Origin of the sequence: Bacillus sp. 5mfcol3.1, from assembly GCF_900114335.1 — a bacterium.
Lineage (GTDB): Bacteria > Bacillota > Bacilli > Bacillales > Bacillaceae_G > Bacillus_A > Bacillus_A thuringiensis_S.
The window spans coordinates 1-12,266 of record NZ_FOST01000027.1 but is presented as its reverse complement, the minus strand read 5'-3'; the positions used below and the strand labels follow the sequence as shown (position 1 = coordinate 12,266).

Genomic DNA, 12,266 nt, shown 5'->3' with positions numbered 1-12,266 from the left:
ATTCTAGAAAATGAAATGCAAACACAGAACATATTTTGTTATGCGTCACAAAGTAGTCAGCGTAATAAGTTAACTAATTATTACACAAAAGAAATTTATCGTTTTCCGATAGAAGACTCCTTCCTCAAAAATGTGAAGGTGTGAAACACCAATTGTAGGTGGGAGATGAATGTCGGTTGGCATAGGCCAACATGTTTGCTATCATTTACTTGTACAGATTGCTCTTTGAAAACTGAAGATATGAGGTTGGTTGCAGAAAAACGTTGCAACCGTAAAATCTTCAACGTTCTATCGCCCACACTTGCCGAAGTTGCGAAAACCAAGCTAAAGTAGGGAGTGTCGTGAGTCAACGTACAAGATACTTATGTTCTCACCGTAGGGACTACGGGTAGAGCCTGCTAAGATAACCGGTGGATAATCGGTGTTCGCAGGAATCTCCCACTTCAAACAGCCCGTTAGGACGTTAAGTGGTGAGTAGTTCAAGTCTTGCAAGTAATAACTGTGTAATTTAAAGCTACAGTCATAGTATAAACAAGATAGTAGACAGTATACAGAAGTGAATTTAATGAAAATTTCATTTTATAAAATCGAGCACTTGTGCCATAGTGCTCGTTTTATAAAATGCCGTCATTCATTATGTTATGTTTGTGAGTCATGAACAATTGAATGATGCGAAAAGTAAGGTTCAAAATAGTTTATGTAACTGCTAATAAGTATGTGTCTGTACTAAAAAAGCAGCTAGCCAAATGAACTGCCCCCATAAAGTTAGACATGTTATTTCATTAAGGCTATTAGGGCGTGAATTCGGTATTGCACTGGACTCACGCCCTTTAATTTTGCTTTAATTCGTTTGTGATTATAAGAATTGATATAGTTTTCAAGTTCTTGTTTAAAGTGTTCTATACTCTCAAAATCTTTGAGATAAAGAAATTCAGATTTCATAATACCGAAGAAACTTTCTATAACCGCATTATCGTAACAGTTCCCTTTGCGAGACATACTTTGAGTAATTTTATGTTCTTGTAGGGCATGACGATACTTCTTCACTTGATACTGCCAACCCTTGATCCGAGTGAATCAAGAGTTCATCTTCTTTTGTTAATCGTTGAAAGGACTTCTCTAACATTTTCGAAACAAGTGAATAAGTTGGTTTTGAACCGATTGTATAAGCAATAATCTCCCCGTTAAATAAATCTAACATCGGTGATAGATAGAGCTTCTCGCCGAATAATTTAAATTTTGTTATATCTGTAACCCACTTTTCGTTAGGCTTTTCAGTTATAAAGGTACGTTCTAAAATATTTGGCGCGACCTTACCTACGTTCCCTTTATAAGAGCGATATTTTTTCATACGAACTAGGCTCTTCAAACCTAACTCTTTCATGATTCGTTGTACTTTTTTATAGTTGACTTTGTGTCCTTGATTCGTCAATTAATCACGAATACGACGGTATCCATAGCGACCTTCGTGCTCGTCATAAATCGTTTGAATTAAGTTTTTTAATTCTCTATCTTTATCTGAGCGATTGAAGTTTTTTACCCAGTAATAGTACGTGCTGCGTGGGACTTCTGCTAATTTCAGAAGTGCTTTCACTGAAAAATCGGTCCTCAGTTCATAGACTACTTGTGATTTGTCTTGTTTGGTGATTTTTCCTTGTTTTGAACTAAGGCATTCAACTTTTTTAAATAAGCATTCTCCATATGTAAACGCTCTAATTCAGTTTGTAACTCCTCAACTGATCCTTCAGTTGGTGTTTGATTTTGGATTATTTTTAGTCATGGATAGACGTCCCTTCTTCTTTGATGCAAGGGTGTCTATTCCTTGTGTACGTAATTGAGTGCGCCATTTTCTAATAAGTGCAGGTGAAGGAATATTAAAAATTACGGCTGTTTCATTTGAAGACGTCCCATTCTCATTCATATAATTAAGTACGTCTAGTTTATACTGTGCAGAATACGTTGTATAGATTTTTTCAAATGCCTGGATTCCAGAACAAATGGATTCAATCATTAGAGACGCAACAAACTAATGTAGAAAAAAGAGTAGAACAAAGAAAAGTAACATTAGAAAATGAAAGAAGTAAAATTGAATCAGTTAAGGAAGGAAAACAAGACATGGATAGCTTACATCATCAAGGTGAAACGACTGTTATAAAGGTACAAAAGGATGGTATTATACAATTTCCCTCTATTTTACAAACAGGTGATTTAGTCGATTCAGGTCAAGAGTTAATATCGATTATTCCAAAGGAAAATATCAAAAAGATAAAGATATTAATGCCTGCTCAAGAAGTAAAAGGGATAAAAAAAGGAGACAAAGCACAGTATTCCTTTAAATTAAAAAAGACCGATAAGCAAGTTGGGACTGTAACTTATATATCTGCCCATCCTATTTTGGATAAAAATTCAAAAACTTATATGTATGAATTGGAAGCAACTATCAATACAAAGGAATTAAAGACGTTACATACAGGGATGGTAGGTAGGGCTTCTGTTGTGACAAGAGAAGAGCCAATTTGGAAATTTGTATTTAGAAAATTGGATTTTATTTCTGGATAGTAAAATTTTAATGTAAGAGGTACAGATTATACTTTCATAAAATAATAACAACAAGGAGAGAAATTATGTTAGGAAAGATGAATCGATTTATGTCAGATTTAACTGGAATTTGGTTTGTTTTATTAATAGTAATATGGACCTTTTTAATTGCGATGCCATTGGATTGGTTTTTACCAGAAGTACAAAAGAACCCATTAATGCAAGGTCCTATTATCTTACAGTTTCTAGTAGGAATAATTTTTGCACCTATATTTGAAACACTTGTTTTCCAGGTGCTTTTATTTTTGATATTGAGTTACATTCCTTTTATTAGAAATCACGATTACCTTATTATTTTAATCGCATCAATTATATTTGGACTAAATCATCAATTTGGAATCACGTATATAATTGGTACATCATTAATCGGATTACTATACAACTATGCGTATTGGGTATATCAAAAAAAGAACGAAAAAAGTTAAGAGTACAATATCTGCTTTCTGGATTGTTTTTTGGATTCATCTATTACATAATGCTATTTCCATTACAGTATCAAATCTATAAAGGGCTTCTTTTCCCATCTCTCCATAAAGGCGACTAGGAAAAAAACATATTAATTTGTATTACGATAATTCTGTTCTTATATGTATCTCGGCCGAATCACAGGTTGGGAATGTAAAAGTAAATTCTCAAAAAAAAGCAGTTAATAAATGAACTGCTTTTTTATTTGTCATTTGTTAGAAAAGATTTATCATGTAGCATACGGAAATTAAACATGCAGGTTCTGGCGAAAAAGTAACGGACCTCATTGGCCACTTACTGCAAGGGTCTATATCAAATGGTACTGTTAGAGATTAAACGTATGATGCAAAGGGAAAAATCATTATCTAGATTCCTCAACAATGCCGGGAATCTAATTGATATGAGCAGAACCAGTCTTTGATATTATGGATTTGGAAAACAAAAGAAAATCTTATAATTTAAGATGATTTGATTCGAATGAACAAAATTTCATGTGCTTTCCACGTTCAAGTTGATGAGTATATGTTTTGGATTCTTATAAGATAAATTTTTGTAATTGCCAATATATTGTCGTTAAACTTTCCAAATTACTGTCGTCCGACACGTATTTCCATTCAGTAAGGGTTTAAAGAATTTTTTATTATAATTGTCTGTTTTGATTCATTATGTTTCTCATGCATGGTGAAAGCCTGTTCAATAGAATGAAGTCGAAAGTCTAAATGCCCTCAGGTAGCTCTCATAGGCGTAAGACCTATGGGGGGATTTTAACAAGTTAATATAAAATTTCACGTACCATATTAATTAATATAAAAACAAAATACCTAATCATTAGTCTACATTTAATTCTTATACGAGATCCCGCCACTTCCCTAAAATCCCTTTATTATTAAATAAAACAAAATAACATAACAACAGCTATAATATACCGTTGTTATGTCTTTAAACCTATATTAAGACTTACCTGCCTTTTTCTTATCAATAATTACTGAGAGTATAAGTACAATTAGTAACAAGATGATGTTTTGATTTCGGCTGTTTTGGCACATTCACCAGAGACGGGATATGCATTCTCAAAAATATCTGGTACTTGAAGTGGATACTAATTAAGAATAAGAGGAAATGAGCCGGAGATATTTGTATATTCATAGACTTTTTATTGTAACAATAACGGAAAGATATGTTGTAAAAATATAACTACTTTTGTTTTTAAGCAATAAGGGAGGAGTAAGGTCCCTGTCGCAACATGAAGACTACTACATGTTGACTCATCCAAACAGAAATAACGCCTAGAAACCCTTGTTTTTCTTCAAACACATAGATGCTTCCAGCTTTTTTCGATTCTTGATTCTCCGTCCATATTTTCCAATGGAATCTTTTTTCTTCTTTAAGAATATTTGATAACCCCCAAAAATACTATTTCCATCTCTTAACCAAAAGGGCCTTCAAATAGAGTTGTTAGCCACCAGAAAAAAGCTTCCTTTGTACAAAAACTTCATATATTTAAACATAACTTAATGGGGGAGGGTATAAGTATGTATTTAAAAATACACGAAAGAGCGAAGCGTATAAATGAATTGACTAAGCATCAAAAGAAACTAGAGCGCGAAAAAAATATATTAAAAAGTGAATTTTATAGATTGTTGAAAGAAAATAAAAAATACAAAGAAACTCCCGAAGAGATAAGAACATTGGATAATTAGTCTCAATTTAAAGTTTCATTTGAATTTTAGTCAACTGCAGAAATATGAAAATAGCTTAACTTTAGTACTTGGTTAGCTATAAGTATTTTTGATATTATATTTATTCGTAAATTTGACACAGTCTTTTAGGATTTAAACATGTTATACTTAATTGCATAGTAAATAAATTGTATCCCAGTACATTACTTACTATTACTAGTACCCAAATAACTTAATATGATACGGTAAAAAGCCTCTTTTCAACGAGAAAAGAGGCTTTTTTTCATTAGTGTTTAGTTAAGTATATGCTATAAATTAAAAAGGAATCTTTACATTAATTTTGTGAAATTTAAAGTCATAACTGTATTAAATACTTCTAATAATCATAATGATTACGAGAAAGTTAGCACCGGTTTAAAAAAGCATATTTTAAGAAATATATATTTCTTTCATAGGATTAAGATAAGGATCATATATTATATCAACATGTTACATTGAAAGGGTGAATATATGATTTCATTGTATTCGGTAAGTTATATTTTAGTCACAGGTAATACTGCTATAAAAAAGGTAGCTAGAGTTCATGCCTTTTCAGAAGTTTTTGCTGTTAATAAGATTAAAAAAGAATTAGAACGTAGGTTTTCACATCCAACAAAAATTGAAGTTTTTCCGGTTTAATAAAAGCAGAACCGTTCTTTGTTTCCTTATTAATTCATGTGTAATTAGTATATGTTAAAACTAATCTTCTTTAATTAAAATTCCGCTTGATTATCATCATGGTACAATCGTAAACGACACCTAATATATCAAAGACTGTTTTCTTCTCATATTGATGAGATTTTCGCCCTTTTTGCTGTAGGAGATTAAAAAAGGCGAATTAGAACTTTTGATAACCTTTGGGTGTCTTTCTGTATGGGGTAACTCTTTATACATATAGAAATACTTTAATAATTTTTAAGATTATTGCATTCCTGGTCTACTCTTCACAGGAGATGATAGTAATTTCTTATTTTGGGGAAATGGATAGTAACACTTGTATATTTTCCTTCTTGTGATTGAATAGAAATATCATGTCCCAATTTCAAAACCATTTGATTTACAAGGTACAGTCCCATTCCAGTAGATTTTGTATGTGTTCTTCCAGTAGAACCTGTGAATCCTCTTTCGAACACACGATGTATATCTTCTTGCTTTATCCCAATGCCTGTATCTTGAATAAGCAATCGTTTTTCTTTATGATCCTCCTCAAAACGGAAAAAAATATCTCCACCTTCATTTACATACTTTAAAGCATTTGCAGTAATTTGGTCTATGATAAATGCTAGCCATTTACTATCACTTTGAACGAATTTCTGTACTTCCTCCATATGAAAGTGAATTCGTTTCGTGATGAAAATTTTGGCATATTTTTTTACACTTTGTTTAATGATTTGATTTAACTGTACATCTGTAATGAAATAGTCTTTTGAAAACGAGTCAATCCGTGAATAGTAAAGAGCCTGTTCCACATAATTATCAATTTTGTTCAGCTCATCTTCAAACTTATCTACAAGATAATCTACTGTTTTTCCTGTACTGTTCTCAATGAGTAAGTTACTTGCGGCTATTGGAAGCTTTACCTCGTGAACCCAAGACATAATGAAATCTTGGTGATCTATTTTCTCGTGAATCAACTTTTGAAGTTGCTTAGAATGATTATCTCTTACTACTTTTATCATTTTGACATATAAAGCTTGTTCATAATTTTGTGTTGCAATCAATTCTATAGGGAAGTCTGCCTTTTGGTTTTCTATTACATTATTTAGCTCCAGGTAAAAAGATCTCCGATAATAATATCCAATAGTAATATATAGACTTACGAAGAGGAAACAAATAACGTGAGTATAGAACAGATTTTTAATCACAAGAACCCGACTATCATTTACAACCATAATTAATGAAACAAACAACATAAAGATGAAGTACAGTATGAAAAAGAATCGTTTATCTTTTATATATTGAAAAAAATTCATAATATGATATACCCGTATCCTTTCTTAGTAGTAATGAAGCCGTCCTTACCGAGGGCAGTAATTTTTTTGCGTATCCGTGTAATGTTAACGGTTAAGGAGTTTTCGTCCACGAATCTTTCATCAGCCCAAAGACGGCGCATTATCTTTGTTCGGCTCACAACTGTTCCTTTATTTTGCATGAGAAGTTTTAAAATAATAAATTCATTTTTAGTTAGTGTAATGGCTTCATCTACATAAGACACATTGTAGGTTTTAAGATTGAGCACAATTCCATCATGCTCAATAACATTTAACTCTATGTCTTCTATATACGTATACGCCCTACGCAAGAGCGCATTAATTTTTGCCATTAAAACATCTGTATGGAACGGTTTATTAATAAAATCATCCCCGCCCATATTCATTGCCATTACCATATCCATTGGTGTATTACGAGATGAAAGAAAAATAATCGGCGCTTTTGAAGTTTCTCTAATTTTATTACACCAGTAAAATCCATCAAATGATGGTAAATTAATATCCATTAGTACAAGGTGAGGATTGTTTTTTAAAAATATCGATAATACTTGTTCAAAATCCTCCACCTTTACTGTAGTAAATCCCCATTTTTCAATTGTCTCTCCCAACATATCTCTAATTGTTTTTTCGTCTTCTATAATCATTATTTTCATAGTTATTCCCCCAAAATCTTATATTAATAATAATTTGTGTTATAAGTTACGTGTTCATACTGCTGGATGAAATTACGATGACATAATCGTCTATATCACATTATAGTGGGAAAAATAAAGGGAAAAGGGATATTTGTTGTAAGGTGACAAAATTGTAAGGTTAACCTAAACAATTGTAAGGTTATTGAAGGGTTACATCATATAGAATAAAGCCTGTAAAAGAAAATAACTTCTTTAATGGAGGAATTATATATATGAAAGTAATACTAGAAGCAAAGCAAATCAAGAAAGTGTATGGTGCACAAGGGAATGGATTTATAGCATTAAATGATATTGATTTAATGCTACGGGAAGGTGAATTTGTCGGAATTATGGGACCTTCAGGTGCAGGAAAATCTACTCTTTTAAATGTGTTATCTACCATTGATCACCCAACTTCAGGGGAAGTTCTGATTGCGGGAAAACAATTGGACAAAATGAATGAAAAAGAGATGACAAAGTTTCGCAGAGAAGAAATTGGATTTATTTTTCAGGACTACAATTTACTACATTCGCTAACAGTTCGTGAAAATATCGCCTTACCCTTAGCATTAGCTAAAACGAGTGCAGAAGAAATTGAAAAAAGAGTAACAGAGGTAGCACAAACATTCGGTATTTACGGCTTATTAGATAAATTTCCAAGTGAAATTTCAGGGGGGCAAAAGCAACGAACGGCATCGTCGCGTGCTATTGTGACAAAACCAAGCCTCATATTTGCAGATGAGCCGACAGGTGCCCTTGATTCAAAGTCTGCCCAAGACTTTTTGGAGAGCTTGACGCATTTAAATGAAGTACACACAGCCACTATTATGATGATAACGCATGATGCATATGCAGCTAGTTTTTGCAAGCGTATCTTGTTTATTAATGATGGTGTTGTATTCGAAGAACTGAAACGTGCACGATGCACTCGAAAAGAATTTTTCCAAAATATATTAGATATGCTTGCCAAGATCGGGGGAGATACACATGACGTTATTTGAAGTATCTATACGGAATGTAACGCGAAATTTCAAACAATACTTGCTTTATTTTGCCTCACTTGTTATGAGTATCATCATTTTTTACACCTTTTTATCATTAAGATATGAGCCACACATTGTTACCTTAGTCCAAGAATCAAGTAGTGTAGAGTATATTCTCATAGGTGGTACTCTTTTACTTATTATATTTGTTTCTGTTTTTTTAATATATTCTAGTAATTTCTTTACCCACACACGAAAAAAAGAAATCGGGTTGTATCTGTTGTTAGGGCTTCAAAAAGGACAAGTAGGACGCATGATGTTTTTAGAGAGCTCACTGATGGGCACGATTGCTCTCCTTATCGGTATCGCATGCGGCGTCCTGCTATCTGGAGTTTTCCAGAAGATTTTATTTCTTTTCATGGGAATAGAAGGCACCTATACGTTCTTATTCCCCCCTGAAGCTCTTATGATTACACTAATTACATTTTTCATCTTATTAGGTATCACATCTTTTAATAGCTATCGAATTGTGTATCGTTTTGGTCTCATAGAATTATTTAAAGCTACAGAAAAACAAGAAAAAGAGCCAAAATCAAGCCCTTTTTTAGCGATAATTGGCATAGTATTTCTCATATTAAGCTATGTTTTAGTAATTGTGCCGAAAACACCAACAGTTCCTTGGTATAAACTACCTACGCCCATTCTTGTCATTGTTGTAGTTACATGTATGGGGACAGGGACGTACTTATTTATCCGTTTTTTATTGCCAACATGCTTACATCGTTTAAAAAAGAACAAATCATTCTACTATAAGGGTGCGAATCTCATTAGCATATCACACATACACTTCCGTTTATCTACACAAATAAATATTATGACAATGATTGCTCTTTTAATAGCTGGTACGATAGCGATAGTTGGTTTTACAAACATTATATACTCGGGTAATAAAAAAAAACAAAATATCTCATCTATTAACTATCAAGTAGAAGGCTCTACGGAAGAGACGGATTGGTTAGTTAACCAGCTCTTTTTAGCAAAAGTGGGGATGAATGCAATTGTAAGTCAAAAAAGGATTGAAGAGATACAAGGACAAGTACCAGCTTCTTTCTTACTTTTGCATGACGATTCTTCTAAAGAGAGTTCTCAAACAGTAACCTTAATTTCTGTTACTGGTTACAACGATTGGATGGAGGCCTTAAACAAAAAAGACGAGACAATAAAAGAAATTCCGCTAAATCATATTATTCCAATTATGGAAAGAGTAAATACAGCAAAAAGACAACAATTAGTAAACAAAAGGGGGGATTTACAAGTAGGAAATGAAACATTCCCCGTCACGATTGAGCGAGTACAGGAGCATACATCTCTACCCAATCTAATTGTTGTCAATGATATAACCTTCGATCAAATGAAGAAAAAGACAAAGTTATCTTTTAAGAGCTTGTATCAAATTAAAGGAGATACTACTGAGTTAGCTGATGAATTTATGAAATTAAAAAATAAATTTAGCCATGCACACTTCAGGGCAAATCTTGCTACTAGTATCGATCTGAGTGGAATATTTTTATTTATGGGTTTATTCATGGGACTCGCATTCATAGTAGCAACAGGGAGTATGATTTATTTCAAACAAGTAACAGAGGCATATAATGACCAAAATCAATTTACTTTAATGCGAAAGATTGGCATGGAGGATTCCACAATTATTAAATCTATTGCAAGTCAAATATTCGTTATATTCAGCGTCCCTTTACTGTTAGGGATTAGTCACGCCGTAGTCGTGTTGGCTTCATACTATAATCGAGTTACATTGGGGATTCCTTGGCCTGTCATATATACGGTTCTCTCCTATATCATTATATATGTAGCTTATTATCTTTTAACTGTTCGTGTCTATTCGAAGGTTGCTGTCCCTCAGGGAGAATAAAGGGGAGCTGGATATTATATAACGATTACGAGAGGATACAGACTAAAACCTGTAAAAAGAAAATAACTACTTTAATGGAGGAATTATATATATGAAAACAATAGTAGATGCAAAACAAATCAAAAAAATATATGGAGCAAAAGGAAATACGTTTACCGCATTACATGATATTGATTTAACTGTTCGCGAAGGTGAGTTTGTTGGAATTATGGGACCTTCAGGTGCCGGGAAGTCCACACTTTTAAATATTTTGGCGACCATAGATCAGCCGACAACCGGCGAGATTTTAATTGATGGAACAAGCATACTAAACATGAAAGAAGAACAATTATCTGCATTTAGGCGGGATAGACTTGGTTTTATTTTTCAGGATTACAATTTATTAGATACGTTAACAGTGAAAGATAATATTTTGCTGCCACTTGCACTAGCAAAAATGAATGTACAAGAAATAGAAAACAGAGTTAACGAGATTTCAGAGCGATTTGGCATTCATTCCATTTTAGATAAATATCCGTATCAAATTTCAGGAGGGCAGAAACAACGTACAGCTGCTTCACGAGCAATGGTATCTAAACCCAGCTTAATTTTAGCTGACGAGCCGACAGGAGCACTCGATTCAAAATCGGCAGCAGACTTATTGGAGAGCTTACAAAATTTAAGCCGAGAAGATAAAGCAACCATCCTCATGGTAACACATGATGCATTTGCAGCTAGCTATTGTAAACGTGTGCTCTTTATTAAAGATGGGACTCTGTTCACGGAACTCGTAAAGGGTAATTCTACCCGCAAAGAATTTTTCAAGAAGATATTAGATGTATTGTCCATTCTTGGAGGTGGTACAAGTGACGTTATTTAGTTTAGCGAAAAAAAATATTAAAGGGAATTTAAATAACTATCTTCTCTATTTTTTCTCAATGGTGGTGAGCGTTTTAATTTGTTACACTTTCAACTCACTATTGTATACACAAGAGATTAAAAACGCCGTTAATAATATGGAACATACAATGTCACAGACCTCTTTCGTTTTAATAGGATTTGTAGCAGTTTTCATCGGATATTCTAATGCATTCTTCACGAAAAAACGTAAAAAAGAAGTAGGTCTGTACTCCCTACTTGGCGTGAGAAAAAAAATCATCGCAAGAATGCTGTTTTTTGAAAATGTAATTATCGGAGCTATCACTTTAATATGCGGGCTCGTATTAGGCATCATATTATCCAGATTGTTTATCATGTTGCTCCTTAAGCTTGTAGGTGCTCCGGTGGATGTTAGTTTTAGTATTCCAATGGAAGCGATTATGAATACCACTATTACATTTACGGTCATTACAATTTTTACATCTCTTCAGTCGTATCTTTTAATATATCGCTTCAAGTTAATTGAATTATTCCAAGCTGATAAGAAAGGGGAGAAAGTACCGAAAGCATCTATCGTTTCTGCCTTAATTTCGATTATTTTACTAGTAAGTAGTTATTGGCTTATGTTTAAAGGGGCAGCAATGCTTTCTATGCCTCTTGTTGCGATTGGAACATATTTATTATTTCGTTCTTTAACTGTGTATTTGCTAAAACGTGCACAAAAAAATAAACCGAACTACTATAAAGGAATTAACATCATTGGAACATCTCACTTGTTGTACCGTGTAAAAGGAAATGCCCTTATGCTTACAGTTATCGCATTGCTAATTACAGCAGCACTTCCATATCTTCAAGCGAGTTTCTCTGAATATGCAACCACTGAAAAAGATGCTCATAGAACAGCTCCTTCTAGCTATATTCATCTTTCAAAAGACGAAACATCTGACAATCAAATCAAACGGGTTATTTCAAAAGACAAAGATCATCCGATTATAGCACAATTAGATATCCCGGTTATTCAAGTGAAAGGGAGTACTTCAGCACCATTC

8 protein-coding genes and 4 pseudogenes are annotated in these 12,266 nt (G+C 33.2%); 8 read left to right on the top strand and 4 right to left on the bottom strand.

The features are described 5' to 3' along the window. Nucleotides 1–774: 774 nt before the first annotated feature. Nucleotides 775–1,993: pseudogene (locus BM089_RS29630) on the bottom strand (IS3 family transposase); the annotation flags it as partial. Between the two features lie 8 nt (nucleotides 1,994–2,001). On the opposite strand from BM089_RS29630, the pseudogene BM089_RS29625 reads away from it, so the two are divergent. Next, nucleotides 2,002–2,559: pseudogene (locus BM089_RS29625) on the top strand (HlyD family efflux transporter periplasmic adaptor subunit); the annotation flags it as partial. Between the two features lie 65 nt (nucleotides 2,560–2,624). Then, a pseudogene (locus tag BM089_RS29620) lies at nucleotides 2,625–3,105 on the top strand (CPBP family intramembrane glutamic endopeptidase). A 1,254-nt stretch (nucleotides 3,106–4,359) separates the two neighbouring features. On the opposite strand, the pseudogene BM089_RS31700 reads toward BM089_RS29620, so the two are convergent. Next, nucleotides 4,360–4,486, bottom strand: a pseudogene (locus BM089_RS31700) (YdhR family protein); the annotation flags it as partial. Nucleotides 4,487–4,595: 109 nt separating this feature from the next. On the opposite strand from BM089_RS31700, the gene BM089_RS31295 reads away from it, so the two are divergent. Both BM089_RS31295 and BM089_RS31290 read left to right on the top strand, forming a co-directional pair. Then, the gene (locus tag BM089_RS31295; protein WP_175495714.1) at nucleotides 4,596–4,763 is read left to right on the top strand and encodes a hypothetical protein; all 168 of its coding nucleotides are present in this window, start codon (nucleotides 4,596–4,598) and stop codon (nucleotides 4,761–4,763) included. A gap of 489 nt (nucleotides 4,764–5,252) precedes the next feature. Continuing rightward, nucleotides 5,253–5,420: a hypothetical protein gene (locus BM089_RS31290; RefSeq protein ID WP_175495713.1), complete on the top strand. Its 168-nt coding sequence runs from the start codon at nucleotides 5,253–5,255 to the stop codon at nucleotides 5,418–5,420. A 305-nt stretch (nucleotides 5,421–5,725) separates the two neighbouring features. Here BM089_RS31290 and BM089_RS29610 read toward each other — a convergent pair whose 3' ends face one another. Both BM089_RS29610 and BM089_RS29605 read right to left on the bottom strand, forming a co-directional pair. Further along, on the bottom strand, nucleotides 5,726–6,754 hold the full coding sequence (locus BM089_RS29610) for a sensor histidine kinase (protein ID WP_090979057.1): 1,029 nt from the start codon (nucleotides 6,752–6,754) through the stop codon (nucleotides 5,726–5,728). After that, complete coding sequence (locus BM089_RS29605) at nucleotides 6,751–7,425, bottom strand: response regulator transcription factor (RefSeq protein ID WP_090979054.1); 675 nt, start codon at nucleotides 7,423–7,425, stop codon at nucleotides 6,751–6,753. Before BM089_RS29605 ends, BM089_RS29610 begins: the two co-directional genes overlap by 4 nt. A gap of 254 nt (nucleotides 7,426–7,679) precedes the next feature. On the opposite strand from BM089_RS29605, the gene BM089_RS29600 reads away from it, so the two are divergent. The 4 genes from BM089_RS29600 to BM089_RS29585 all read left to right on the top strand — a co-directional run. After that, complete coding sequence (locus BM089_RS29600; protein ID WP_090979051.1) at nucleotides 7,680–8,447, top strand: ABC transporter ATP-binding protein; 768 nt, start codon at nucleotides 7,680–7,682, stop codon at nucleotides 8,445–8,447. Then, nucleotides 8,434–10,359, top strand: a complete 1,926-nt coding sequence (locus BM089_RS29595; protein ID WP_090979048.1) for an ABC transporter permease — start codon at nucleotides 8,434–8,436, stop codon at nucleotides 10,357–10,359. The genes BM089_RS29600 and BM089_RS29595 overlap by 14 nt, the downstream gene beginning before the upstream one ends. Before the next feature lie 91 nt (nucleotides 10,360–10,450). Continuing rightward, nucleotides 10,451–11,218, top strand: coding sequence for an ABC transporter ATP-binding protein (locus tag BM089_RS29590; RefSeq protein WP_090979045.1), 768 nt, complete (start codon nucleotides 10,451–10,453; stop codon nucleotides 11,216–11,218). Next, nucleotides 11,205–12,266: FtsX-like permease family protein (locus BM089_RS29585; RefSeq protein WP_139213361.1), on the top strand; the 1,062-nt coding region annotated here is incomplete at its 3' end. The genes BM089_RS29590 and BM089_RS29585, both read left to right, overlap by 14 nt.